At 62.5% G+C, this 25,846-nt stretch carries 24 protein-coding genes; 10 read left to right on the forward strand and 14 right to left on the reverse strand.

Translation table 11 applies throughout. The annotated features are described in order from the left end of the window. Positions 1 to 284: 284 nt before the first annotated feature. The 5 genes from ACVDHE_RS07440 (at position 285) to ACVDHE_RS07460 (ending at position 5,422) form a co-directional block, all read left to right on the forward strand. A complete protein-coding gene (locus tag ACVDHE_RS07440; protein WP_458886113.1) occupies positions 285 to 1,505 on the forward strand; it encodes an ABC transporter substrate-binding protein in 1,221 nt (406 codons plus the stop codon). Between the two features lie 148 nt (positions 1,506 to 1,653). Next, entirely contained in the window at positions 1,654 to 2,529 is an 876-nt protein-coding gene (locus ACVDHE_RS07445) for a branched-chain amino acid ABC transporter permease (RefSeq protein ID WP_213037460.1), read from the forward strand. Positions 2,530 to 2,543: 14 nt separating this feature from the next. Beyond that, the gene (locus ACVDHE_RS07450; protein WP_249539234.1) at positions 2,544 to 3,881 is read left to right on the forward strand and encodes a branched-chain amino acid ABC transporter permease; all 1,338 of its coding nucleotides are present in this window, start codon (positions 2,544 to 2,546) and stop codon (positions 3,879 to 3,881) included. Next, positions 3,874 to 4,716, forward strand: a complete 843-nt coding sequence (locus ACVDHE_RS07455) for an ABC transporter ATP-binding protein (RefSeq protein WP_325227315.1) — start codon at positions 3,874 to 3,876, stop codon at positions 4,714 to 4,716. The genes ACVDHE_RS07450 and ACVDHE_RS07455 overlap by 8 nt, the downstream gene beginning before the upstream one ends. Beyond that, complete coding sequence (locus ACVDHE_RS07460; protein ID WP_213037462.1) at positions 4,709 to 5,422, forward strand: ABC transporter ATP-binding protein; 714 nt, start codon at positions 4,709 to 4,711, stop codon at positions 5,420 to 5,422. The genes ACVDHE_RS07455 and ACVDHE_RS07460 overlap by 8 nt, the downstream gene beginning before the upstream one ends. Before the next feature lie 62 nt (positions 5,423 to 5,484). On the opposite strand, the gene ACVDHE_RS07465 is transcribed toward ACVDHE_RS07460, so the two are convergent. Next, positions 5,485 to 5,727, reverse strand: a complete 243-nt coding sequence (locus ACVDHE_RS07465) for a helix-turn-helix domain-containing protein (protein WP_458886114.1) — start codon at positions 5,725 to 5,727, stop codon at positions 5,485 to 5,487. A gap of 122 nt (positions 5,728 to 5,849) precedes the next feature. Between ACVDHE_RS07465 and ACVDHE_RS07470 the strand changes: the two genes are divergently transcribed. After that, the gene (locus ACVDHE_RS07470) at positions 5,850 to 6,008 is read left to right on the forward strand and encodes a hypothetical protein (protein WP_458886115.1); all 159 of its coding nucleotides are present in this window, start codon (positions 5,850 to 5,852) and stop codon (positions 6,006 to 6,008) included. A 931-nt stretch (positions 6,009 to 6,939) separates the two neighbouring features. Here ACVDHE_RS07470 and ACVDHE_RS07475 read toward each other — a convergent pair. The 4 genes from ACVDHE_RS07475 to ACVDHE_RS07490 form a co-directional block, all read right to left on the reverse strand. Further along, the gene (locus tag ACVDHE_RS07475; protein WP_458886116.1) at positions 6,940 to 8,328 is read right to left on the reverse strand and encodes a YfcC family protein; all 1,389 of its coding nucleotides are present in this window, start codon (positions 8,326 to 8,328) and stop codon (positions 6,940 to 6,942) included. Positions 8,329 to 8,340: 12 nt separating this feature from the next. Further along, on the reverse strand, positions 8,341 to 9,339 hold the full coding sequence (gene argF / locus ACVDHE_RS07480) for an ornithine carbamoyltransferase (protein ID WP_458886117.1): 999 nt from the start codon (positions 9,337 to 9,339) through the stop codon (positions 8,341 to 8,343). A gap of 520 nt (positions 9,340 to 9,859) precedes the next feature. Beyond that, entirely contained in the window at positions 9,860 to 11,083 is a 1,224-nt protein-coding gene (gene arcA / locus ACVDHE_RS07485; protein WP_458886118.1) for an arginine deiminase, read from the reverse strand. Positions 11,084 to 11,244: 161 nt separating this feature from the next. Continuing rightward, positions 11,245 to 12,090 (reverse strand): DegV family protein, encoded by an 846-nt coding sequence (locus tag ACVDHE_RS07490; RefSeq protein ID WP_213037468.1) that lies wholly within the window; start codon positions 12,088 to 12,090, stop codon positions 11,245 to 11,247. 170 nt (positions 12,091 to 12,260) lie between these two features. Between ACVDHE_RS07490 and ACVDHE_RS07495 the strand changes: the two genes are divergently transcribed. Together ACVDHE_RS07495 and ACVDHE_RS07500 are read left to right on the forward strand one after the other, a co-directional pair. Then, complete coding sequence (locus ACVDHE_RS07495) at positions 12,261 to 12,710, forward strand: MarR family winged helix-turn-helix transcriptional regulator (protein ID WP_213037469.1); 450 nt, start codon at positions 12,261 to 12,263, stop codon at positions 12,708 to 12,710. Then, a complete protein-coding gene (locus tag ACVDHE_RS07500) occupies positions 12,710 to 14,095 on the forward strand; it encodes an MATE family efflux transporter (protein ID WP_458886119.1) in 1,386 nt (461 codons plus the stop codon). Before ACVDHE_RS07495 ends, ACVDHE_RS07500 begins: the two co-directional genes overlap by 1 nt. A 75-nt stretch (positions 14,096 to 14,170) precedes the next feature. On the opposite strand, the gene ACVDHE_RS07505 is transcribed toward ACVDHE_RS07500, so the two are convergent. The 8 genes from ACVDHE_RS07505 to ACVDHE_RS07540 form a co-directional block, all read right to left on the reverse strand. Next, entirely contained in the window at positions 14,171 to 14,992 is an 822-nt protein-coding gene (locus ACVDHE_RS07505; RefSeq protein ID WP_458886120.1) for a TraX family protein, read from the reverse strand. Between the two features lie 122 nt (positions 14,993 to 15,114). Continuing rightward, entirely contained in the window at positions 15,115 to 16,473 is a 1,359-nt protein-coding gene (locus tag ACVDHE_RS07510) for a uracil-xanthine permease family protein (RefSeq protein WP_458886121.1), read from the reverse strand. 218 nt (positions 16,474 to 16,691) lie between these two features. Continuing rightward, entirely contained in the window at positions 16,692 to 17,414 is a 723-nt protein-coding gene (locus tag ACVDHE_RS07515) for an amino acid ABC transporter ATP-binding protein (protein ID WP_458886122.1), read from the reverse strand. Next, positions 17,401 to 18,168, reverse strand: a complete 768-nt coding sequence (locus ACVDHE_RS07520) for an amino acid ABC transporter permease (protein ID WP_325227567.1) — start codon at positions 18,166 to 18,168, stop codon at positions 17,401 to 17,403. The genes ACVDHE_RS07515 and ACVDHE_RS07520 overlap by 14 nt, the downstream gene beginning before the upstream one ends. Before the next feature lie 94 nt (positions 18,169 to 18,262). Further along, entirely contained in the window at positions 18,263 to 19,099 is an 837-nt protein-coding gene (locus tag ACVDHE_RS07525; protein WP_418725342.1) for an ABC transporter substrate-binding protein, read from the reverse strand. A 279-nt stretch (positions 19,100 to 19,378) separates the two neighbouring features. Continuing rightward, complete coding sequence (rbr, locus tag ACVDHE_RS07530) at positions 19,379 to 19,990, reverse strand: rubrerythrin (protein WP_458886123.1); 612 nt, start codon at positions 19,988 to 19,990, stop codon at positions 19,379 to 19,381. Positions 19,991 to 20,106: 116 nt separating this feature from the next. Further along, positions 20,107 to 21,858 carry a Na/Pi cotransporter family protein gene (locus tag ACVDHE_RS07535; protein ID WP_418725340.1) on the reverse strand — a complete coding sequence of 584 codons (1,752 nt, stop codon included), beginning with the start codon at positions 21,856 to 21,858 and terminating at the stop codon, positions 20,107 to 20,109. Positions 21,859 to 22,086: 228 nt separating this feature from the next. Continuing rightward, on the reverse strand, positions 22,087 to 22,953 hold the full coding sequence (locus ACVDHE_RS07540; RefSeq protein ID WP_213037476.1) for a patatin-like phospholipase family protein: 867 nt from the start codon (positions 22,951 to 22,953) through the stop codon (positions 22,087 to 22,089). Between the two features lie 185 nt (positions 22,954 to 23,138). Here ACVDHE_RS07540 and ACVDHE_RS07545 point away from each other — a divergent pair, with 185 nt between their 5' ends. Both ACVDHE_RS07545 and ACVDHE_RS07550 read left to right on the forward strand, forming a co-directional pair. After that, positions 23,139 to 24,686 carry a DUF1538 domain-containing protein gene (locus tag ACVDHE_RS07545; RefSeq protein ID WP_458886124.1) on the forward strand — a complete coding sequence of 516 codons (1,548 nt, stop codon included), beginning with the start codon at positions 23,139 to 23,141 and terminating at the stop codon, positions 24,684 to 24,686. A 25-nt stretch (positions 24,687 to 24,711) separates the two neighbouring features. Then, the gene (locus ACVDHE_RS07550; RefSeq protein ID WP_213037477.1) at positions 24,712 to 25,383 is read left to right on the forward strand and encodes a P-II family nitrogen regulator; all 672 of its coding nucleotides are present in this window, start codon (positions 24,712 to 24,714) and stop codon (positions 25,381 to 25,383) included. Positions 25,384 to 25,438: 55 nt separating this feature from the next. Here ACVDHE_RS07550 and ACVDHE_RS07555 read toward each other — a convergent pair whose 3' ends face one another. Beyond that, positions 25,439 to 25,627 (reverse strand): hypothetical protein, encoded by a 189-nt coding sequence (locus ACVDHE_RS07555; protein ID WP_213037478.1) that lies wholly within the window; start codon positions 25,625 to 25,627, stop codon positions 25,439 to 25,441. Positions 25,628 to 25,846: the final 219 nt, after the last annotated feature.

The following is a 25,846-nucleotide window of genomic DNA, read 5'->3' on the forward strand; positions in this document are numbered from 1 at the left end:
CGGAAAAAAACCATCTTTTTTAAAAGGGGCCGACCGGCAGAATCACCAAAACGCCTGTCTCTGATACGCGGACAGCTGACCGCTGATTTTTCCTGCCAGTTCGCGGCTGTCTCCCGTACGGGGACAAATGAACGGCTTGTACGGAGAAAATCAGCCGTTTTTTGGAAAAGCGACGGCTTCTTTCTGGTGATTATTCATCTTGCATTGCATGGAAAAACCTCGTAAAATGATACCCATGCTGTGGGAGAAGTCCCGCGCAACCCAAAAACAGGAGGATGAAAAGAATGAAAAAGATCTTTGCGCTGCTGCTGACGCTGGCCATGGTCCTGGGTCTGCTGGCCGGCTGCGGCGGCACTTCCGGCGATTCCGCTGCCAGTGACGATGCTGCCCAGAGCGGCGAGACCGCCACCGGCGACAAGGTTGTCCGCATCGGCGTGTTCGAGCCCGCCACCGGCGACTCCGGTGCCGGCGGCAAGCAGGAGATGCTGGGCATGCAGTACGCCAACAAGGAGACGCCCACCGTGGACATCGGCGGCGAGACCTATACGGTCGAGCTGGTCTATGCCGACAACGGCTCCGACTCTTCCAAGGCCATCACCGCCGCTTCCGAGCTGGTGAGCAAGGACGTTTCCCTGGTCCTGGGCTCCTATGGCTCCGGCGTGTCCATCGCCGCCGGCCCCACCTTTGACGAGGCGGGCCTGGCCGCCATCGGCGTCACCTGCACCAACCCCCAGGTGACCGCGGGCAACGACTACTACTTCCGCATCTGCTTCCTGGATCCCTTCCAGGGCACCGTCCTCGCCAACTTCGCCCAGGAGAAGTTCTCCGCCAAGAAGGCGTATCTGCTGGGCGAGCTGGGCAACGAGTATGACCAGGGCCTCATCACCTACTTCGAGCAGGCCTTTACCGCCGCCGGCGGCTCCGTGGTGAAGGACTCCTTCCCCACCAACACCTCTGACTTCACCACCTATCTCAACAAGGCCAAGAGCGAGGGCTGCGAGGTCATCTTCTGCCCCGTGTCCATTGCCTACTCCACCCAGATCGTGGCGCTGGCCAAGTCCATGAACCTGGAGATCCCCATTCTGGGCTCCGACACTCTGGACAGCAACATGGTCCTGGAGGCCGCCGCCGATTCCAACGTGCAGATCTACTGCTCCACCTTCTACCAGGAGGGCGGTTCTCCTGAGTTCGACGAGGGCATCAAGGCCTGGCTGAACGAGGATTCCACCGCCATGACCAACAACGGCGGCAACGACACCATCGCCGCCGTCACCGCCATGGGCTATGACGCTTACTATGTGGCGCTGGAGGCTCTGAAGGCCGCCGGTTCCACCGATCCCGCCGCCGTGAAGGCCGCTCTGCCTTCCGTCACCTATACCGGCGTGTCCGGCGCCATCGCCTTCGATGAGATCGGCGACGCCATCCGCGACACCGCCTATATCAAGACCGCGGACAATGCCAATGTGGCCTGGACGCTGGAGACGGTGCAGACCGTTGCCGGCTGATCCCTGAACCCGACGCCTGGCGGGGGCGCGCCCCCGCCAGGCGGTTCTTGCTTTGCTGGGGCCGCCTCGAAAGCAGCCGAGTGTTCCCCGGCCCTTTTCGAGACGGTCCTGACTTGTAAACTGATAAAAAGAAAGGGGAGGATTTTCCGTGCAATACGGCATCTCCATCCTGCTCTCCGGCATTTCGCTGGGAGGCCAGTACGCCCTGATCGCCATTGGATACACGCTGGTGTACGGCATCCTGCGCCTGATCAACTTCGCCCACGGCGACGTGTTCATGGCCGCGGGCCTTATGATGGTGTATCTCAGCGCCAGCATGCCCCTGGCCGTGTCCGCGCCGCTGATGATCGTGCTGGTGGTGGCGCTGGGCTTCTTCATCGAGCGGGCGGCCTACAAGCCCCTGCGCACCGCGCCCCGGATGAGCGTCATGATCTCCGCCATCGGCGTGAGCTATCTGCTCCAGAACTTTGCTACCTATATCACCGGCGGCCTTCCCCAGATGTACCCCTCCATTCCCGGCCTCTCCGGCCAGGTCACCATCGCGGGTGTGTCCACCAAGTGGGTCACCGTGGTTACCCCGGTGCTGGTGGTGGTGCTGGTGATCGCCCTGACCCAGCTCATCAACCACACTAAGATCGGCATGGCCATGCGGGCGGCCTCCCGGGACTTTGAGACGGCGCAGCTCATGGGCATCAAGATCAACTCCGTGATCTCCTTCACCTTCGTCATCGGGTCCTTCCTGGCGGCGGTGGGCTCCATGCTGTATTTCACCAACTACCAGTCCATCGTGCCCCTGTCCGGCGCCCTGCCGGGCCTGCGGGCCTTCGTGGCGGCGGTGTTCGGCGGCATCGGCTCCATCCCCGGCGCCGTGGTGGGCGCATTCCTGATCGGCATTTCCGAGAGCGTCATCAAGGGCTCCGACTGGTCCGTGTTCTCCGATGCGTTCACCTTCGCGCTGCTGATCATCATTCTGGTGGTGAAGCCCACCGGATTGTTCGGTGAGAAGATCACCGACAAAGTGTAAGGGAGGGATCAACTGTGCTGCAAGAAAAGAAAAGCAAGCGGGGCACGCTGGTGGTCCTCCTGTGCACCGTGGCATTGCTGGCCCTGGTGATCCTGCTGGAGAACACCATGAAGTCCACCCACATGCTCTTCACCGTGCTGAAAAAGGGCGCGGTATACGCGGTGGTGGCTTCCTCCATGAACCTGCTCAACGGCTTTACCGGCCTGTTCTCTCTGGGCCAGTCCGGCTTCATGCTGCTGGGCGCCTACACCTACGCCATCCTGACCATCCCTGTGGCGGCCCGGGAGAGTGTGTACTATATCTACCAGGGCTCCGCCATCAACTTCTCCCTGCCGGAGCTCTTCGGCGGCGGCGCCGTGGGCCTTGTGATCGGCGTGCTGCTGGCTCTGATCCTCTCCGGCATCGTGGCGGCCGCCGTGGCGTGGCTGATCGGCTTGCCGGTGCTGCGGCTGAAGTCCGACTATCTGGCCATCGCCACCCTGGGCTTCGGCGAGATCATCCGGGCCATCTTCCAGTGGGACAAACTGGGCCCCGTCACCAACGGCGCCAACGCCCTCAAGAGCTTCCCCACCTTCTCCAGCTTCAACATCGAGCTGCCGGGCTTTGCCCTGCGCCTGTCCACCTTTGTGCCCTTCCTGCTGGGGGCGCTGTGCATCGGCGGCATCCTGCTGCTCATCAACTCCACCTACGGCCGGGCCTTCAAGGCCATCCGGGACGATGAGGTGGCCGCCGAGGCCATGGGCATCAACCTCTCCCGCCACAAGCGGCTGGCCTTCTGCATCAGCTCCTTCTTCGCCGGGGTGGGAGGCGGCATGTTCGCCATGTTCGCCAACCAGGCCCAGGCCAAGACCTTCACCACGGCCATGACCTACGAGATTTTGCTGATCGTGGTCATCGGCGGCATCGGCTCCATCTCCGGCAGCTGCATCGCCGCGTTCTTGTACGTGGCTGCCAGCGAGTGGTGGCTGCGGTTTTTGGACACCAGCGTCACCTTCACCTCTCCCGCCGACCCCCGGCGCATCGCCTTCATCGCCATCTATGCCATCGTGGTGGTGGGCGGCGCCGTGCTGCTGATCCTCCGGGACCGCAGGGGCGAGAAGGTTTTGTGGAAGGAGATCGTCACAGGCGTGGTGGCCCTGGCCCTCATGGGCTGGCTCGCCATGTACCTGGCCGGCGGTTCCATGACCATGCCCTTCCTGCGCAACGGCTTCCGCATGGTGGTGTTCTCCCTGGTCATCATGGTGGTGGTGCTGTTCTTCCGCCGCGGCCTCATGGGAGACAAGGAGCTGCCGGACCTGTTCCGCAGAAAAAGACCCGCCAAAGCGGTGAAGGGAGGCGGCGCCAATGGCTGAGAACGTGCTGAAAGTAGAAAATGTCACCATGCAGTTCGGCGGCGTGGTGGCCGTGGACAATATGAACCTCTCCATCGACAAGGGGGAGATCGTGGCATTGATTGGGCCCAACGGCGCCGGCAAGACCACCGCCTTCAACGTGGTCACCGGCGTATACCAGCCCACCAACGGCGCCGTCTGGTTCCAGGGGGAGAAGATCGTGGAGAATCACCCCCAGGGCAAGATGCGCGCCATGTACAAGGGGGAGCACGCCGGGGAGTACACCCACGTCATCGCCCCTACCCCCGACAAGATCACCCAGCTGGGCATGGCCCGGACCTTCCAGAACATCCGGCTGTGGAAGTCCCAGACCGTGTTTGACAACGTCCTGATCGCCAAGCACTGCCGCACCCACACCAACTTCCTCTCCGCCACCTTCCGTCTCAACCGGAAGGAGGAGGCGGAGCAGCGCCGGAACGTGGAGCAGCTGCTGGAGACCGTGGGACTGCTGGACGTGAAGGATGAACTGGCCACCTCCCTGCCCTACGGCAAGCAGCGGCGGCTGGAGATCGCCCGGGCCCTGGCGGCGGAGCCGAAGCTGCTGCTGCTGGATGAGCCGGCGGCGGGCATGAACCCCCAGGAGACCGACGAGCTGACGGCCTTCATCGGCCAGATCCGGGATCAGTTCGGCCTGACGGTGTTCCTGATCGAGCACCACATGGATCTGGTCATGGACATCTCCGACCGCATCTACGTGCTGGACTTCGGCAAGCTGATCGCCGAGGGCACGCCGGCGGAGATCCAGAACAATCAGCGCGTCATCGACGCGTATCTGGGGGTGGCGGAAGATGCTTAAAATCGAAAACCTCCACGTCAGCTACGGCGGCATCCAGGCCCTCCGGGGCATCTCTCTGGAGGTGCCCGACGGCAAGATTGTCACGCTGATCGGCGCCAACGGCGCCGGCAAGTCCACCACCCTGCGCACCATCACCGGCCTGGTGAAGGCCAGCGCCGGGTCCATCCTCTGGAACGGCCAGGAGCTGCTGGGCAAGCCCATCGACAAGATCGTCTCTGCCGGCATCGCCATGAGCCCCGAGGGGCGCCGGGTCTTTGCGGACCTGACGGTGGTGGAGAACCTGAAGATCGGCGCATACCTGCGCAAGGACAAGGCGGAGATCGAGAAGGACCTCAAGTGGGTCTACGAGCTGTTCCCCCGGCTGGAGGAGCGCAGCTGGCAGCTGGCCGGCACGCTCTCCGGCGGCGAGCAGCAGATGCTGGCCGTGGGCCGGGCGCTGATGTCCCGCCCCAAGCTGATGATGCTGGATGAGCCCTCTCTGGGCCTTGCGCCCCTGGTGGTGCAGGACATCTTCTCCATCATCCGGGAGATCAACCGCCAGGGCGTCACCGTGCTGCTGATCGAGCAGAACGCCAACATGGCGCTGAAGATCGCGGACCTGGCCTACGTGCTGGAGACGGGACACATCACCATGTCCGGCACCGGCGCGGAGCTGCTGGCCAACGAGAAAGTGAAAGAAGCGTATCTGGGCAAGCACCGGAACTGAGAAACGCAAAGACCCGCCCGGTCCCACAGGGGGCCGGGCGGGTTTCATTTGTCAAACGGGTGTTATTCTTCAAAGAGTTTGGAGGCGGGGACGTCCAGGACCTGGGCGATCTTAAAGATCATGTACAGGGAAGCCCCTGTAATGGTTTTGCCGTTGTTGGCCTCAATTCTGCTGATGAAACTCCAACTGCATCCCAGCTTTTCTGCAAGCTGTTCCTGCGTCATACCGGCTTTCTTACGATACAGAGCAATGCGCAAGCCCAGCATCTGAAATTGTGGCCGGAATTCCTCGCGCTTCTCCTGCATCGTCTCACCTCCTGCTGTTTACTATGGTAGCATGAAAAAAGAAAAAGTTTTACTCCACAAAATGATTGAAATATATCGTATTTTGAAGTAAACTGTCCCTAATAAGAAAGGGAGGAAACGCTATGAAAACTGTGGAGTTAAACGTGGAAGATTACCTGTACGCCTTTTATGCGAAGGTGGCGGCGCAGGTCGGGCGGAGCACCGAGCAGGTCATGGCCGACGCCCTGTTCCGGTTTGCCGGAGAGGCCGCCGCGGGGGCCATGGAGAGGGCGCGGAAGTGAGGACGCCGTTCCGGGGGCGCAGCTTCCCTGCGGGGATGCGCCCCCATTCTCTTTTGCCGCGGCAAAAGAGAACCCTCCAGAGGGGCTTCTCTTGTCCCTTCGGGACAATTCACCTTCCGCGCCGCGCCCGGTGTAAGAGAAAAACGCCGGGACGAACAGGAGGGCCGCCCGGCCCTCCTGTTCGTGATGACGGGGGTCGTGCGAATCGGTCGGGTTATCCCCGCCGGCCCCGTCGTCCCTGCGCCCCGCCCCGGCAGTTGAAGAGCCTGGCTCCCGCATAACCACCCTGGCCGGATAGCCGGGGTGCTGAACGCATTTGCCTCTGCTTCTCTTTCCGCGCGTTCCGCTCCGCTGCGCGCTGCCGGGGCATTTGGGGAGAAGCCGCCGGTTGGGCGGCTGCCGTGGGCGTTTTCGATGGAAATAAAGCGCCGGTTTTTGCGAGGGGAGAAAACGACTGCGGTCCAAAGCGGCTGCCGCTTTCACGGCAGGTCCCGTCCCCACGGGGACGGCTCACTGCGACCGCCGGGGCAGCGCGCAGCGAAGCGGAACGCGCGGGAGCAGAAATACGCCAATTCGGTTTTGCGTCCCGTCCGCCCACCCAAGGCCGTTATGCGGGGATGCAGTTCTTCGCGGGACGGGTCCGGCGCAGGGACGGCGGGGCCACCGACGCCTGCCGGACCGATTCGCACGCCCCCCGTTACACGAAAGGGCGGCCCAAAAGGGCCGCCCTTTCGTCCAAGCGGTTTTCTTTTGACCGGCCGCGGCCGTTTTCTTTTGCCGCCAGCAAAAGAAAATGGGGGCGGATCCCTGCAGGGAACCCGCGGTCCTTCCCTGCCTGCCGGAAAAAGGCGGGGAGGTGCAAGCGGCTCCTCATCCGTGATTTGCGGTACAAATGCCGACTTCCCCGGAGGGGACGGGCTCCGTGGGACAATCACCCCAGCCAGACTCCCAGCACCAAAAACGCCAGGGTCAACAGCAGAAAGTAAAGGATCAGCTTCCACACGTACTTGACCCACCGGTCGTAGGGCACATGCCCCAGGGCCAGGGCACCCATGACCACCGCCGCCGTGGGGGTGATGATGTTCACCAGGCCGCTGGCGGACTGAAAGGCCGTCACCACCAGGTCGCCGCCCACGCCGGCGAACCGGCCCAGGGGGGCGATGATGGGAATGGACAGCGTGGCCAGTCCCGAGGAGGAGGGGATCAGGATGGTCAGGGGCAGGTAGATCAAAAACACCAGCAGCACGAAGCTGACAGGGCCGGCGCCGCTGAGGGCCGTCTCGCCCCAGTGGAGCACTGTGTCGGTGATGCCGCCGTCGTTCATCAGCACGGTGATGCCCCGGCTGATGCCGATGATGAAGGCCACGCCCAAAAGGTCCGCGCAGCCGGCCACGAAGGTCTCCACCAGGGTCTCCTCGCTCATGCGGTCCATGAGCCCCACGATCACGCCGCCCACCAGGAACAGCGCGCTGAGTTCCGGGAACCACCAGCCGAGAGACGGCAGCGGCAGCCCCATCTCGTCAAAGGGAATCACGCCGTAGGTCATGGTCAGGAACACCAGGGCGAACACGACCAGGATGGCCTTGCGGCGGGCGGTGAGGGGCGGCGGATCCTCCATGCTGACCTGGAGCTTGCCCACGCCCACGCCCACCACGGACCGGGAGGGGTCCCGCTTGACCCGGGCGGCGTAGGCGGAGACGAACCAGATGGCGGCGCCCTCAAAGACGATCCACTGCAAAAGCCGCAGCAAAATGCCGTCTCCCAGGGACACTCCCGCAAAGCCCGCGGCGATGCCGGTGGCGAAGGGATTCACCGTGGAGGCGATGACGCCGGCCCCGGCTCCCAGCAGGATCACGCTGATGCCCACCACCGCGTCGTAGCCCGCTGCCAGGAACACCGGGATCAGCAGGGGATAGAAGGCCATAGTCTCCTCCCACATCCCGTAGGTGGTGCCGCCCAGGCCGAAGAAGATCATGAGAATGGGGATCAGCCACTTCTCCCGGCCGCCCAGCAGCCGGATGACCCCGACCACTCCGGCATCGATGGCGCCGGTTTTCATGACCACGCCCAGAAAGCCGCCCACCGTCAGAATGAACAGACACACGTCCACGGCGTCATAGAAGCCGGAGAAGGACGCCTTGAGCACGTCGCCCACGCCCTGGGGATTGGCCGGGACGGCGTGGTAGGTGCCCGCCACCGGCACGCCGTCCGCGTACTCGTAGCTGCCCGCCGGGATCAGCCAGGTGGCCAGGGCCACCAGCACGATCAGCAGGAAGAGGATGGTGTAGGCTGTGGGCATCCGGAATCTGGGTTTATCCACGCCATCAGCTCCTTATTTTCCGATTGTGGCCACCAGCACGGCCTTGATGGAGTGCATCCGGTTCTCCGCCTCGTCAAAAACCACGCTGTGGCGGCTGCGGAACACCTCGTCGGTGACCTCCCGGATGTCCACGCCCTTGCCCTGCCACTCCTTGGCCAGCTTCGTCTCGAAGTCGTGGAAGGAGGGCAGGCAGTGGAGGTACAGCACGGCGGGGTTGCCGGTGGCTTTGATGGTCTCCTCTGTCACCCGGAAGGGGGAGAGCAGCTCCGCACGCTTGGGGATCAGATCCTCCTCGCCCATGGAGGCCCAGATGTCGCCGTAGATCACATCGGCGCCCTTGAGGGAGCTGCGGTCATCGGTGATCTCGATGACGGCGCCGGTGCCCCGGGCGATAGCCATGACCCGGTCCACCAGGGCCTTGTCCATCTCTCGGACCAGCTCCTGGGGCCCGAGGCCCACAAAGTGCATGCCCATCTTGGCGGCGCCGATCATCCAGGCGTAGCACATGTTGTTGCGCACGTCGCCGGGGAACACCACCTTTACCCGGTTCAGGGGCTTGGGGCAGTGCTCCTCAATGGTCATCATGTCCGCCAGGATCTGGGTGGGGTGGTCGGCGTCGGTCAGGCCGTTCCACACAGGGACGCCGGCAAATTTCGCCAGGTCCTCCACCACCTTCTGCTCATAGCCCCGGTACTCGATGCCGTCGAAGAAGCGGCCCAGGACCTTGGCGGAGTCCTCCAGGGACTCCTTTTTGCCCATCTGAGAGCTGCCGGCGTCCAGGTAGGTGACGTGGCCGCCCTCCTGGGTGGCCGCCACCTCGAACGAGCAGCGGGTGCGGGTGGAGGTCTTTTCAAACAGCAGCACGATGTGCTTGCCCTCCAGGGCCCGGCCGGGGGTACCGGCGCGGCGCTTGGCCTTCAGGTCGTGGCCCAGGTCCAGAAGATAGCGGATCTCCCCGGGAGTGAAGTCCTCCAGGGTCAGGAAGCTGCGGCCTTTCAGATTGACTGCCATAATGTCATTCTCCTTTTTTGTTTGCAGGATGGTGCGGGGAGTCCCCCGCGGGATGCGCCCCCCATTCTCTTTTTGAAGCGTCAAAAAGAGAATGCGCCGCGCCCGGTGGAAGAGAAAAAACGCTCTGTGCCAAACCTTGCGCCGCCGGCGCAAGGTTTGGCAGATGCGGGGGTCGTGCGGATCGGTGCGGCGGGCATCGGAAACCCCGTTGTCCCTGCGCCTTACCCCGGTGCTTGAAGAATCTGGTCCCCGCATGACGACTGCGGCGAATAAACGGGGAGGTCAACGGATCGACCAGCGTCCCTTTCCGCTGCCGCTTGTCTGGCAGATGCCGAAGGCCTGTCAACCGGCGCTTGATGACCTGCATGGTCGCTGGGCGCTGCCCTGGCATACGCGGATGGCCGTTATGCCCGTAGGGGCGGATCCTGTATCCGCCCGTTTCTGCCGGTCGGCGGAGCGGGAGATGCGTGTCCTCCCGCCAACGGCGGATGGTGGGGCGGTTCGCTCCGGCCCCAGCCGCTCAGGGATCGTCCCGCCACAGGGGCATGGACATACAGCGGGGACCGCCCCGGCCCCGGCTCAGCTCCGCGCTGGGGATGGTGTGGACCCGGATGCCCGCCTCCTCCAGGGAGCGGTTGGTGACGTAGTTCCGGGAGTAGACCACCACCTCGCCGGGGGCGATGGCCAGGGTGTTGGACCCGTCGCTCCACTGCTCCCGGGCGGCGTCGATCTCGCTGCCCTGGCCGCAGGGGATCAGCTGGACCCGGTCCAGCTCCAGGTGCTCCTTGAGGATATCCTCCAGACGGCCGTCCTCCTGGCGGATGGTCATGCGGCGGTTCTCGTCCAGCTCCATGACGAATACGGTGATTTGCTGGAGGATGTTGGGGTGGACGGTGAACTTGTTATAGTCCACCATGGTGAACACTGTATCCAAGTGCATGAAGGAGCGGGTCTTGGGGATGTCGAAAGCCAGGAGCTTGCGGAAGGTCTTGCTCTGGGAGAGCACCGTCTCCGCCAGCTGGTCGATGGAGTCCTCCTGGGTGCGCTGGGAGATGCCCACCGCCAGCACCTGGGGCGAGAGGATCAGGATGTCGCCGCCCTCCAGGGAGGAGGTCTCGCCCCGGTCGTACCAGCGGGGGGCGGTGCGGTAGTCGGGGTGGTGCTCGAAGATGAATTTGCCGAAGAGGGTCTCCCGGTTCCGGGTGGCGGTGTGCATCTTGTGGATGGACACGCCGGTGCCGATGGTGGCAAAGGGGTCCCGGGTGAAATACAGGTTGGGCAGGGGATCCACTGCGAAAGGATAGTCGTCGCCGGCGGCGGAGAGGTAGTCTCCCAGCCGGGCGCTGGAGGCACGCAGCTGGCTCTTGCGGACGCCGGCCATCATGGCCTGGACCATCTCCTTGTCCGGCAGGGCGGTGAAGAAGTCCTCCAGGCTCTCCCGGGTCCGGTCGTCCTTGACGCCGGATTCCTCCAGAAACTGGCGGATCAGCTCTTCCCGGACCTGCCCGTCGGTGAGAGACTGGACCACCAGATCTGCCAGGTATACGACTTCTACCCCTTGGCTCCGCAGGCACGCGGCAAAGGAGTCGTGCTCCCGCTGGGCCTCCCGCAGATAGGGGATGTCGTCAAACAACAGCCGCTCCAGGTATTCCGGCATCAGATTCTCCAGTTCGCCGCCGGGGCGGTGGAGCATCACCTTCCGAAGTCGTCCGATTTCGGAGGTGTTGTGAATTCCGCTTTCCAAAACGCTCACTCCTTTTTGGGTTGAAAGGATCAGGGGATTCGTTCTTTGTTAGGGTCCCTGTTTTTTTTCGTTTCATGCGCCGCAGAGCCTGTTTTTTGCAAAAAAAGAACGCCGGCGAGATCTCGCCGGCGTTCTTGCTGATATTGATTTGTGTTTGGAAATCAGTATCCCACGATCAGACCCTTTTCCATGGCATAAAAACTGGTGAGACCCCGACAGGAAATAATCTCCACCTGCTTGACCGGCAGGTCCTCCAGGATCTGCTGTTTGAGCTTCATGGCGCCCTCCAGATTTTCACAGTGGGAGATCACCACCTCCGCGCCGTCGCACTCCTTGCTGGCGCGCATGAGGGCAGTAATGGACCGGAAGGTCTTGGCCTCTCCCCGGGCCTTGTCGGCCACATGAATGGTGCCCTGGGGCGTGGCGTCGGCAATGACGTGGATGCCCAGAGAGTGAAGCAATGTGCCCACCAGAGGCCGCATCCGGCCGTTTTTGATGAGATTGTCGAAATTCTCCAGGGTGAAGCAGGTCCGCAGCGCTGCCTGATACAGCCGCAGCTGGGCGCAGATGCCGTCGAAATCCCCGGTCTCATCGGCCTCCATCAGCTCCTTGGCCCGGCGGATCAGCAGCACCATGGCCCCGGCGGTGGCACGGGAATCAATGACGCAGACACGCTTTTCGGGATACTCCTCCAGCACCATGTCTCTGGCCATGATGGCGGAGTTATAGGTTCCGGAGAGATTGGAGGAGATGGTGAAGCAGACGGTGCAGTCCCCTGCCTCAAAGGCCTTGGCAAAATCCGCCGGAGAGGGGCAGGCGGAGGAGGAGGCGGACTTCTCCGCTGCCATGGCCCGCAGCATCTCCGGCACCGAAAGATCGTCGTTGTCCACAAACTCCTGATCGCCCACCTGGATGCGCAGGGGAACAGAGTGGAACAGAACGCGGTCACTGTGGAAAGCGGAGGTTCGCAGGTCGCAGCTGCTGTCGCTGACAATATTCCAAATCATACGAAACACCTCGAAATATGGTTTTCGATATCACATAAGTTATCATAATATACCTGCTCCGGTTTGTCAATGAAGAATCCGTAAAAGTTGACAAACAGACGGAAAAGTGGTATTCTCAAAAAGTTCTGAAAAGAACAATTAAAAAAAGAACAAATAAAGGGGAGGCAACTATGGCGATCACCAGTTCCCAGCTGCTGAAGGTCTCCCGCCAGTTCAAGCGGTATTACGAGGCGTGCTTCTCTGCTTTCCTGGACCGAGAAGCCCTGACCATGCGGGATCTCCACGTGCTGCTGTTTCTGGCCAATAATCCGGGCCGAGATACAGCCCGGGATGTGGCGGAGCTGCGGGGACTTCCCAAATCCCAGGTCTCCGGGGCGGTGGAGCTGCTGGCGGCCCGGGGACTTCTGCGGCGGCTGCCGGACCAAGCGGACCGGCGGGTGGTGCATTTGATATTGACGGAGTCCGGAACCATTCTGGGACGGGAGGCACAGGAGATCCAGGCGGCCTGCGCGCAGGCGGTGTTTGCTCCGCTGACGGCAGCGGAAGCCGAACAATTTCAAGCCCTGCTGGAAAAAGTTCTGAAGGGTGCGGAAAGCACATTGCGGGAAGGAGTAGAGTAATGAATCGACAAGGTGTGGATCTTGGCAGCGGCAAGGTAGGAAAGCTGCTGTTTTCTCTGGCACTGCCCACTATTACGTCTCAAATTGTCAATATGCTGTACAATTTGGTGGACCGAGTCTATATCGGCCATATGCAGCCGGTGGAGACCGTGGGAAAACTGGCGCTGACCGGCGTGGGCGTGTGCCTGCCCATCATCATGGTGATCTCCGCCTTTGCGGCCCTGATGGCCATGGGCGGTGCGCCCCGGGCCTCCATTGAGGAGGGGCGGGGGAACGTGCCCGGTTCCGAGCGGATCATGGGCAACAGCTTCACGCTGCTGGTGGCGGCGGCGCTGGTGCTGACGGCGGTATTCATGGCGTTTGCGGAGCCCATGCTTCGCATCTTCGGCGCCAGCGACAACACCATCGGCTACGCCTTGGACTATATGCGGATCTACTGCCTGGGGACCATCTTCGTCCAGGTGACACTGGGCATGAACGCCTTCATCACCGCCCAGGGCTTCACGGTGGTGGGCATGAAAACCGTGCTGATCGGCGCCGGGCTCAACACGGTGCTGGATCCGGTGTTCATTTTCGCCTTCGGTATGGGTGTCCGGGGTGCAGCCCTGGCTACCATCTTGTCCCAGGCGGTCAGCGCCGCCTGGGTGCTGCGGTTCCTGACGGGGCCCAAGACCAAATGGCGTCTGCGCAGGGACTGCCTGCGGCCCCGGGCCAAGGTGGTGCTGCCCAGTCTGGCGCTGGGCTTGTCACCCTTTATCATGCAGTCCACGGAGAGTTTGATCGCCGTGTGCTTCAATTCCTCCCTGCTCAAGTACGGCGGCGATACCGCCGTAGGCGCCATGACGGTATTGACCAGTATCATGCAGTTTGCCATGATGCCTCTCCAGGGCCTGACGCAGGGAGCGCAGCCCATCATCAGCTATAATTACGGCGCCCGGAATTCGGACCGGGTCCGGGCCGCCTTTCGCTGTCTGCTGAAGGCCTGCCTGGTCTACTCGCTGACACTGTGGGTGCTGGTGCAGCTGTTCCCGGAGATGTTCGTGCTGATCTTCAACAACTCCCCGGCCCTGGTGGACTATGCTGCATGGGCATTGCGCATCTACATGGCGGCCACCGGCATCTTCGGCATCCAGATCGCCTGCCAGCAGACGTTCGTGGCTCTGGGCAGCGCCAAGATCTCGCTGTTTCTGGCCGTGCTGCGCAAGATCATCCTGCTGATCCCCCTGATCTACATTCTCCCCAATTTCTTCGCCGACAAGGCATTCGCTGTGTTCCTGGCGGAGCCGGTGGCGGATCTGCTGGCGGTCTGCACCACCGCCGTCATGTTCTCCGTGCAGTTCCGCAGGAGCATGGCGGCCCTGGAGGCCCCCGAGACCGGCACCTGATTTTTCCCGCCTTCACAGATAAAAACGTCCCCCGCGCTTCCTGGGAAGCGCGGGGGACGCTGTGTCTGCAGATGTTCAGAAGGGCGGCCGCAGCCAGCCGATCAGGGCCAGCAGGGCGAAGTGCGCGGGGTAGAAGACGTAGAAGAACCACTGAGACCGCCGTCCTGCGTTCCCCTTCTCCCCGTTGTAGGCCAGCGTGACCAGAGCTCCCAAGTAGTTGCCGAAGGCGTTGAGCACGCAGTTGGCGACGGCGGTAGAGGTAGCCGCAGTCACGGCCCAGCGGATCAGGTTCCACCGGGACAGCGCCGTGGCGGGCAGCAGCCACAGGGCGCGCCTGGGGCGGGAGAGGCCCCGGGTCTGATAAAAGACGAAAATCAGCAGGATGTAGCCCTCCCTGCCCTCTGTATGGAGCAGGTGGGCCAGCAGGGCGGCGGCCGCCACCGCCAGATATGCCAGGGGGCGGCGTCCGGCGGCGGAGAGGCGCTCCCAGGCCCACAGGGCCGCAAGCCCCAGGAACAGGGTGAAGAGGATGTTCAGGTTAGTGCCGCGCCAGTTCCCTGTGAGGCCGTACAGCCGCTGCTCTGCCAGGTCGAACAGGGTGTAGGGCAACTGGGCGAGGAGGGCCGTGAGGAGGATGCGGCGGCAGTAGGCCCGGATGTCGTGGGTGTGGGCGAAGCCGTTGGCGGCGCAGAAGAGAAAGATGGGCGCCGCCAGACGCCCGATGTACGCCAGAAGAAGGGGCACGTCCTCCAGCAGCCAGAGCGCCGCGTCCAGATGACCAGCGGTCTCCAGAGCCGCCGCCAGGGGGAGCAGCGCCTCCGACGGGGGGAAGATGCGGGTGACATGGTCAAAGACCATGCAACAGAGCGCCAGGAGTTTGAGCTGTTTAAAATTCATGGGAAGACCTCCTTTTTCCGGAAGTATCTCATAAAGATCTTACAGCGGCCGGGCGAACTCCTTACAGATTTCTTAAATGGCGGCTGAAAAAACGGGCCGCCGTGACCGGCGGCCCGCGGGGCTCAGTGTTTCCCATCCTTGGGCAGAATCAGGTTCAGCAGCACCGCCATGATGGTGGCGATGACCACCGGGGACTTGCCGAAGATCATGGTGAAGCTGTCGGGGAACTGGCTCAGAGATGCGCTGGCCTGGGAGATGCCCACGCCCAGAGCGGCAGACAGGCCCACGATGGTGGTGTTCCGGGCCGTCAGGTCCTGGGAGGCGATCAGCTTCATGCCGGTCATGGCAATGGTGGAGAACACGGTGATGGTGGCGCCGCCCAGCACGCACTGGGGAATGGTGGTCAGCACGGCGGCGAACTTGGGAGACAGGCCTGCCAGCAGCAAAAAGGCGCCGGTCAGGGCAAAGACGGTCCGGTTGACCACCTTATTGGTGGTGACGATGCCCACGTTCTGGGAGTATGTAGCGGTGGGCAGGCCGCCGAAGAGGGCGGTCAGGATGTTGCTGACGCCGTAGGCCACGATGCCGCCCTGGAGCTCCTTGCCGGTGGGCTCCCGGTTCATGCCGCCCACGGTGGTGGCGGTGAAGTCGCCGATGGCCTGGATGGAGTTGATGGCGAACAGCAGCCCGATGGCCACGCAGGAGGACAGGTCGAAGGAAACGCCGAAGTGCATGAACCGGGGCAGGGAGAACCAGGCGGCGCCGCCCACGTCGGCAAAGCTCACCATGCCGAAGCACAGTGCCACCACATAGCCGAAGAGCATGCCGATCAAAATGGAGGCCAGACGGCACAGGCCCTTGGCCTTGTTGTTGAGAATCAGCACCGCCGCCAGGGTCAGCGCGGCGATCAGCCAGTTCTGCCAGGAGCCGTAGGCCAGCGCCTCCGGCAGCCCCTTGGCGGTGACGGACTCCAGGGTGTTGGCGGTTCCGCCAGCCATGTAGTTGATGGCGGTGGGATACAGGGACAGACCGATGGTGAATACCACCGTGCCGGTGATCACCGGCGGGAACAGCAGCCGGATCTTCTTGACGAAAAGGCCCACCAGGACGGCAACGATGCCGCCCACGATCATGGCGCCGGCAATGGCCGCGACGCCGCCGCCGCTGGCGGCAATGGCCTGCATGCTGGGCACGTAGGCAAAGCTGACGCCCAAAATCACCGGCAGGCCGGAACCGAACCGTCCGCCGATGGGGTAGAGCTGCAGCAGCGTACACACAGCGGACATCACCAGGGACGCCTGGATCAGCAGGACCTGATCCGACAAAGACAGTCCGATGGCGCTGGCGATCATGATGGGGGGCGTGACGCAGCCCACGATCATGGCGACCAGATGCTGTAATGCCAGGGAAACGGAGGTGCCGATGGGAGGGACGCCGTGGAACTGGAAAAGCAGCTCCCGGCCGGTGGCGGGGCGATCCATAGTCAGGACTCCTTTCGGGCGGGCAGAATTGTGAGGTTTTCTAAAGTTGATTCTATCATAACATGTATTTTGATAAAAGCAAACAAAAATTTTGGAAAGAAGAAAAATTTTTAGCTGTTTTAAAATGGAAACATCTGCCACGGCGCAAACTCCAGGCAAACTTCACGCAAAAACCACGCAAAAAAAGAGGACGCGCAGATATGCGCGTCCTCCAGGGGTTACAGCACCTTGCTGAGGAAGTCCTGCAATCTGGGATTTTGGGGATGAGAGAAGATCTGCTCAGGGGGAGCTTCTTCCAGAATATGGCCCTCGTCCATAAACAGCACCCGGCTGGCCACCTCCCGGGCAAAGCCCATCTCATGGGTGACCACCACCATGGTCATGCCGTCCCGGGCCAGCTCCTTCATCACGTCCAGCACCTCGCCCACCATCTCGGGGTCCAGGGCGGAGGTGGGCTCGTCAAAGAGCATGACCTTGGGTTTCATGGCCAGGGCACGGACGATGGCGATGCGCTGCTTCTGGCCGCCGGAGAGCTGGGCAGGGTAGGCGTCGGCCTTCTCCTCCAGGCCCACCCGTTTGAGCAGGGCGGTGGCGGTATCGTCCGCCTCGGCCTGGGTCATGAGCTTGGTGCGCACCGGGGCCAGGGTGATGTTCTTCCGGATGGTCATGTTGGGGAACAGGTTGAAGTGCTGGAACACCATGCCCATCTGTTGGCGCAGCTTGTCGATGTCGGCCTTGGGGTCGGTGATCTCATGGCCGCCGAAGGTAATGGTGCCGGCAGTGGGGATCTCCAGCAGGTTCAGACACCGCAGGAAGGTGGACTTGCCGGAGCCGGAGGGCCCGATGACCACTACCTTCTCGCCGGGGTAGATGTGCTGGCTCAGGTTGTCCAGTACCAGATGGTCCCCAAAGGACTTGCTGAGGTTTTTAACGTCGATCACTTTGACGCAGCCTCCTTTCCAGCTTGCCCTGCAGCCAGGAGAACACCATGACCAGCACCAGGTAGATGCAGGCGGTGCCGATCAGGGGGAACATGGCCTCATAAGTCCGGCCGTAGATGCCCTGGGCGGCATAGAGCAGTTCCTTGCCGCCGATGCAGGTGATGAGAGAGGTGTCCTTGAGCAGGATGATGAACTCATTGCCCAGGGCCGGCAGAATGGCCTTGAAGGCCTGGGGAATGACGATAAAGCGCATGGTGTCCAGATACCCAAGACCCAGGGACCGGCCCGCCTCGCTCTGGCCCGGGTCCAGGCTCATAAGGCCGCCCCGGATGATCTCCGCCACGTAGGCGCCGGAGTTGATGCCCAGGGTCAGGGCGCCCACAGCGGTGAAGTTCCGGCTGGACTTGAAAATGACCAGGCCCATGATGAGCAGCTGTACCATCATGGGAGTGCCGCGGATGATGGTGACATATACCTTTGCCACGACATTGGCCGCACCCAGGGCGGGATTGTGGATACCGGGGCGCTGCTGGTCGTGGGCAGTGCGGATCATGGCCACCAGCACGCCCAGGGCGATGCCGATGGCAAGGGCCAGGGCGGTCGTCACCAGGGTGGTGCCCACGCCGCCGATGTACTGCTTCCAGCGGTCCGCTTCCAAAAATGCCTGATAGAACTTGACAAAGAACTCCTGCCACCAGGCCAGGTCCGCGCCGCCGGCCAGCATGGGCTTCCACAGCTCGTAATAGGCTGCCAGGTCCACAGGGGATCACCTCTCTCTTTCTGTTTGGTTGGGGATATGCCGAAAAAAGGGCGGCAGGAGCCGCCCTTTTTGGTTTGCCGGGGACCGATTACTCGGCGGTGATATAGCTGTCGATGATGGACTGGACGGTGCCGTCGGCGATCAGCTCATTGAGGGCGCCGTTCACGGCATCCAGCAGGGCGGTGTTGCCCTTGTTGACACCGATGGAGTACTGCTCCTCCACCCAGGGAGTCTCCAGGATGGTCAATCCGGCGTTGGCAGCCACAAACTCCTGAGCGGGGCCGTTGTCAATGATGACGCAGTCCACCTGGCCGTTCATCAGGGCCTGGACGGCGGTGATGCCGTTGTCATAGGCCACCACATGGTCCTCGCCGTAACCGCCGTTCTCCGGGGTGTCGGAGGCATAGATATAGCCGGTGGTGCCGCGCTGGGTGCCGATCATCTTCTCGCCCAGGTTGTCCATGGTCACGTCGGAGCCCTCCTTGACGATGACCACCTGCACGCCGGTGGCATAGCTGTCGGTGAAGTCCATGACCAGCAGGCGGTCGTCGGTGATGGACACGCCGGCCATGACGATGTCGCTCTTGCCCTGCTGGACGGCCAGGAGGGCGGAGTCAAAGTCCATGTCGTCGATCTGCAGCTCCAGGCCCAGCTTCTCGGCGATGGCGGCGGCAATGTCGGCGTCGATGCCCACCACGGCGCCGGAGTCGTCGGTCATCTCATAGGGAGGGAAGGCGGCGTTGGTGCTCATGATGAGCTTGCCCTCTTCCACGGTGGTGAACTCGGCGGTGCCGGTGGAGTCGGTGGTCTCCTCGGTCTGGGTGTCCTCAGTGGTCTCCTCGGTGGTCTCGGTGCTGTCGCCGCCGCAGGCAGCCAGGCTCAGGACCATGGCCAGCGTCAGCAGCAGAGCAAATAACTTCTTCATGATATCTTCCTTCTTTTCATGTGCTCCCGCGGTGAGCGGGGCGTTTTCCAATGGGACCGGAGCGGGACAGGCCCGCCTTCGGAACACGCATACCTTATCACTTCCCTATGGGCTTGTCAATACTTTCTCACAGAAAAGTGAATAAATATTTGAAATAGTCCAAAAACCTGGAAGAGAATTTGAAAAAAAGTGGCAAAAATGCCCTTCTCTCCGCAGCAAGCCGCAGAGAGAAGGGAGGAAAACGTGAATATTTGAGTGAATATACAGGCGAGAGGCCGCTTACTGCACCCCGCCGGGACTTCCGAAAGGGGCCGTCTCCAGCCGCAGAAAGAATCCCTGGTTGTGTCCGCAGACCGGGCAGGCGCCGGGAGCGGCGGGACCCTGGTGGATGTGGCCGCAGTTGAGACACAGCCAGCCCTGCCCCGCGCCGCCGGAGAACAGCTTCCCCTGCTCCAGGAGATCGGCCAGGGCGCCGAAGCGGTCACCGTGGGCCTGTTCGATGGCGGCGATCAGCTGAAAAGAAGCGGCGATCCGGTCAAAGCCCTCCTGCCGGGCGGTTTCGGCGAAGGCCGGGTAGATCTCCTGATGCTCCTGATACTCCCCGTGGCAGGCACGGCGCAGCAGGACCACCGGGTCCTCCGTCAGGTCTACCGGATAGCCGCCGTCGATGGCCACGGTGCCTCCGGCAAAGGGCTTCATGTGCCGGTAGAAGATCTCCGCATGCTCCTTCTCCTGGTGAGCGGTGAACTGAAACACCGCCTCCAGCACATGCAGACCCTGGGCGCGGCACTGGGCGGCGGCGAAGGTGTAGCGGTTGCGGGCCTGGCTCTCGCCGGCAAAGGCCCGCATAAGGTTTTTCAACGTCTCGCTGTTTGCGAAATCCACAGACATAGCGGTTCCCTCCCGTACAAATTGGTTGGGAACAGTTTCCGCCGGAGGGGACGGTTTTATGCGCGCCGAACAAAAAGACGCCCCCGGCTTTCACCGGGGGCGCGGAGGCTTGTCCGTCAGGATTCCTCCGGCAGGCGGTATTTGCGCAGATCCCTGCGCAGATCCTCGTCAAAGGAGCTGGCAGTTTTGACGCTGTGGAGATAGGTATGGCTGTCCAGACCGCCGTCGTGCTCCTGAATCACGGACACGGCGATGTTGGAGCAGTGGTCGGAGACGCGCTCGCAGTTGGTCAGCAGGTCGTTGAGCACAAAGCCCATCTGAATGGTACACTGACCGGACTGGAGCCGGCGGATGTGCCGGTCCCGGATGGCCTCGATCAGCCGGTCGATGGTCTCCTCCAGGGGCTCCACCGCCGCGGCATCTGCAGGATCGTCGGCCTGGAAGCAGTGGAAGGCATTGTCCAAGATATCCCGCAGGGCGGCGATCAGCACGCCCAGCTCGGCCTCGGCGCTGCCGGAGAAGGCCAGGTCCTTGTCGTGGAGCTCCCGGGCGGAGTCCTGGATGTTCAGGGCGTGGTCGCCGATACGCTCAAAGTCGCCCACTGCGTGGAGCAGCCGGGAGACCGTGCGGATGTCGTCCATGGATACGCCGTGCTGGGATACTTCTACCAGGTAGTTGCTGATGTGGTCCTCGTAAATGTCCAGCTTGTCCTCATTTTCCACAATCAGAGCCTCTCGCTCCTCGCTCCAGCGGTCCAGCTGTTCCAGAGCCAGCAGAAGGTTTTCGTGGGCCAGCTGGCCCATCCGGTTGGCCATGGCCACGCTCTCATTGATGGCCACGCCGGGGGTGCGCAGCAGCAGGGGATCCAGGAAGGCAAACTGCTCGCCGGCGCGTTCGCTGCGGACCACTCTCCGCGCCAGCTGTTCCAGCTGGCGGGAGAAGGGCAGCAAAATGAGGGTGGTGAACACATTGAATGCGGTGTGGCAGAAGGCGATGCCCACGGCACCCACAGCGGCGTCCATGAAGGCGAAGTCCAGCAGCAGATTGCCGCCGTAAAAGAGGATCAGACACACCACGGTGCCGATAATATTAAAGGAGATGTGGATGACGGCCACCCGCTTGGCGTTGCGGTTGACGCCGATGGAGCTCAAAAGGGCGGTGACGCAGGTGCCGATGTTCTGGCCCATGATGATGGGAATGGCCATGCCGTAGGTGATGGAGCCGGTCAGGGCCAGGGCCTGCAAGATGCCCACGGAGGCAGCGGAGGACTGGATGACGCCGGTAAAGACGGCGCCCACGGCCACGCCCAGAAGGGGATTGTTGAAGGCGGTGAGGAGGCTGGAGAACTCCGGCATATCCGCCAGGGGACTGACGGCCTGCTTCATCAGCTCCATGCCGTACATCAAAATGGCAAAGCCCACCAGGATCCGGCCGATGTCCCGCCGGCGCTGCTTCTTGGAGCCCATGATGAGGATGATGCCCGCCAGAGCCAGCAGGGGGGAGAAGTTCTCCGGCTTCAGGAGATTCACAAAGACATTCTCGCTCTCGATCCCCGTCAGGGCCAGGATCCAGGCGGTGAGTGTGGTGCCGATGTTGGACCCCATGATGACCCCGATGGTCTGACCCAGCTCCATGACGCCGGAATTCACCAGGCCCACCAGCATCACCGTCATGGCCGAGGAGGACTGGATGGCGATGGTGATGCCCGCTCCCAGCAGCAGGCTTTTGAAGGGGTTGGAGGTCATGCGCTTGAGCATCCGCTCCAGCTTGCCGCCGGCCATCTTCTCCAGACTCTTGGACATGGTGGTCATGCCGTAGAGGAAGAAAGCCAGGCCGCCGCAGAGGGTAAAGATGGAAAAAATGTCCATGTCGTCGATCCTCTCCGTTTTTCGCGCCGCCCAAGGGGGGGCGGCGGTGATCCATTCTATGTATGGCGCGCCACCATTATATATGTAAAAAAACCTGCTGGGAAGGGGGTTGGACAAGATTTCGCAAAATTTGCGTAAAATGATCGGCAGAGTGCACAACGAAACCGTTTGCATTTGTGCAAAAGAGAAGCAGCACCTCCTGGCGGAGGTGCTGTCTCGGAAAACTGTTCAAACAGAGGAGTCGCTGGTCCATAGCTGCCGGACCGCGCCGGCGGCGTCCCGGCCGGCAAAATAGCCGTCCTGCCACAGCGCCAGGATCTTCCGGGTGTCCCGTTCCATACGGGAGAAGCCCTGGGTGCTCTTGGGGGCAATCACCAGCGCCTTCCCCGCCTTTTCCAGGGCAAAGAGCTCCTCCCGGCACCGGTTGTATCGCTCCGCCCGGTCGGACAGGGTGTGGAGGAACGCCGGGTACTTCCGGAAGGCGCGCTCCATCACCGCCCCCGCATGGTCCGGCTGCTTGCGGTAGCCGCGCTCCCGGGTCAGCACTACCACCAGCCGGTCGCAGCCCAGCTCCAGGGCCCGGCGCCAGGGGATGGCGTCGGCGCAGCCGCCGTCCAGGTAGGGCACGCCGTCGATGACGATGGGCGGAAACAGCAGCGGGATGGCGCAGGTGGCCTGGAGCAGCAGGAATTTATCATCCCGCCGGGGCACCTGCAGATAGGCCGCCCGGCCGGAGGTCAGGTCCGTGACCACGGCCTCCGCCAGACCCGGATAGGCGGCGAAGGTGTCGTAATCAAAGGGTACCAGCCGGTTGGGAATGGTCTCATAGGCGAATTCCAGGCCGAAGTAGCAGCGGTTGCGGGGGTTGATCCAGTTCCGCAGACCCATGTAGCGGCGGTCGTTGGCATAGTGCATCAGCAGCTTCAGATTCCGGCGCTTTTGCCGGGAGAGGTAGCTGACGCCGTAGGCCATGCCGGCGGAGACGCCCACCGTATAGTCGGGCATGGGCAGCCCCGCGTCCAGAAAGGCGTCGCACACGCCGGAGGAGAAAATGGTGCGGAAGGCGCCGCCCTCCAGCACCAGAGCGGTTTTCATGAGAGGTCACTTCCCTGTATGGAGACTTTCCGGCCTCCGCCGGAATAAAACTATTATAGCACGAGTCGGTCCGAAAGAAAACCTTGCCAAGAAACTGTAAAAAATTTTGAAAGGTGCGATTCTCTTCTTGCCACGCGGGTGAAGCGTTCGGTATAATAAACTTTCAAAGACCTGGAAAGGAGGCGATGGCGCTGCCCTGGAAGAAAAAAATGATCTGGCGGGAGCGGCTGGACCGCAACCGGACCATCCTGGGGGAAAAGATTCGGGAGGCTCTGGCCTCCGTGGTGCCCATTACCGCCATTGTGCTGGTGCTGAGTTTTACCGTGGCCCCTCTTCCCACGGCCACGCTGCTGGCTTTTCTGGTCGGCGCGGCGCTGCTGATCGTGGGCATGGGGCTGTTCACCCTGGGTGCGGACACCGCCATGACCCCCATCGGCGAGCGGGTGGGCGCCCACATGACCCGGTCCCGGAAGCTGTGGGTGGTGGTCCTGGTGGGCTTTTTGATCGGCGTTATCGTCACCGTGTCGGAGCCGGACCTGCAGGTGCTGGCCACCCAGGTGCCCGGCGTACCCAACGCCCTGCTGGTCGGCGCCGTGGCCCTGGGCGTGGGTGTGTTTTTGGTGATCGCCATGCTGCGTATCCTTTTCCGCATTCCCCTCAGCCGCATCCTGATCGTGTTTTACATCGCGGTGTTCGGCCTGACGCTGCTGGTGCCCGAGGATTTCCTGGCCATCGCCTTTGACTCCGGCGGCGTGACCACCGGCCCCATGACCGTGCCCTTCATCATGGCCCTGGGCCTGGGCGTGTCCTCCATCCGCAGCGACGAGAATGCCTCGCAGGACAGCTTCGGCCTGGTGGCCCTGTGTTCCATCGGTCCCATTTTGGCCGTGCTGATCCTGGCCATGATCTATCCCGCTGCCGGGACCTATACCCCGGTGGCCCTGCCCGATGCAGCGGACAGCCGGGCGCTGTGGCGCCTGTTTGAGGAGGGGTTCCCCACCTATCTGGAAGAGGTGGCCGTGTGCCTTGCCCCCATTGCTGCCTTTTTCGCCCTGTTTCAGGTGTTTGCCCTGAAGCTGAAGCGGAAAAAGGTGTTGAAAATCGCCGTGGGCATCCTATATACTGATCTGGGGCTGGTACTGTTTCTCACCGGCGTCAACGTGGGCTTCATGCCGGCGGGCAGCTACTTGGGCCGCCAGATCGCCGGCCTGCCCTACAACTGGATCCTTGTGCCCATCGGCATGCTGATGGGCTGGTTTATCGTCCAGGCGGAGCCCGCGGTCCATGTGCTCAACAAGCAGGTGGAGGAGATCACCTCCGGCGCCATCCCCGGAAAGGCCATGAGCACCAGCCTGTCCGTGGGCGTGGCTGTGTCTATCGGCCTTGCCATGGTGCGGGTCATGACCGGCGTGTCCATTTACGCCTTTTTGGTGCCGGGATATCTGGCGGCCATCGTCATGTCGTTTTTCGTGCCCAGGATCTTCACGGCCATCGCCTTCGACTCCGGCGGCGTGGCCTCCGGACCCATGACCGCCACCTTCCTGCTGCCCTTTGCCATGGGCGCCTGCGAGGCCCTGGGCGGCAACGTAGTCACCGACGCCTTCGGCGTGGTGGCCATGGTGGCTATGACGCCGCTGCTGACCATTCAGATGCTGGGCCTGCTGTATCAGAGCAAGCTCCGCCGGGCGGAGGCCCAGGCGCAGGTCCAGGACGAGGAGATCATCGATCTGTGAGAACCTTAAGAGAGGAGGGACGCCTATGCAGGGAGTGGATCTCATCATCACCATCACCGACCGGGACCGGTGCGAGGACTTCACCGCCTGGTTTTGCAGCCAGGACATTCCTCTGGTGCTGACGGCGCTGGGCCGGGGCACCGCTACCACGGAGATCCTGGACTGCCTGGGGCTGGAGGATTCAGAGAAGGCCGTGCTGCTGTGCGTGGCGCCCCGGTCCCCCCGCCTGATCCGCCGGGCGGCACGGGAGCTGTGGCTGGACGTGCCGGGCAACGGCGTACTGATGGCGGTGCCGGTGGACAGCATCGGCGGGCGGACCGCCAAGGAATATCTGCTGCATCAGCAGGAGGGAGAGTCCCCCATGACGGAGCAAGAGAAAACCCACGAGTTGATCGTGGTCATCACCAATCAGGGCTATACGGACCAGGTCATGGACGCTGCCAGGGCCGCCGGGGCTACCGGCGGCACCGCCGTTCACGCCAAGGGCACCGGCACGGAGCTGGCCAAGCGGTTTTTCGGGGTGTCCATCGCCTCGGAGCGGGAGCTGATCTTCATCCTGGCCCGGGTGGAGGACAAAAAGCCCATCATGAAGGCCGTCATGGACCAGGCAGGCATGAACAGCAAGGCCCAGTCCCTGGTGTTCTCCCTGCCGGTCAGCGGACTGGCGGGCCTGCGGACCCTGGATACGGAGGAATAAAAGACCGGCCCGCCGCTTTCAGCGGCGGGCCGGTCTTGCGTCGGGAGCGCGTTTTTCACAGCAGCCCCCGGTCCCGGGCCAGAGCCTCCACGCTGCGGTCGTAGGTGGCCTCCGCCTCCGGAGAGAAGAAGCAGCCGGGGACCCCCTCGCCGTGGTCCCGATGGTGGGCCACGCACTCACAGCACTTGCCGTGCCGGGGGCAGTTGTAGGTGCAGGGGCAGGGACGGGTATTGTCGCAAGCCATGTACAGTCCTCCTCTTTCCGATTCTGCTTCCAGTGTATCACCGGGAGGCCAGGTGGGGAAGATGAAAACGCCGTTTTTTTGTTCCAATGCCGAACAGACGGGAAAATCTTGCAAACCGCCGCGGAGTATGATACATTGAACAGTCGAGAACCCGTGTTCACGGGCAGGGAACGCCCGGGGCCTTCCCTGCCGGTGAAAGCGGGTTCCTGAGAAAGAGGA

It is taken from the genome of Dysosmobacter sp. Phy (assembly GCF_054476235.1).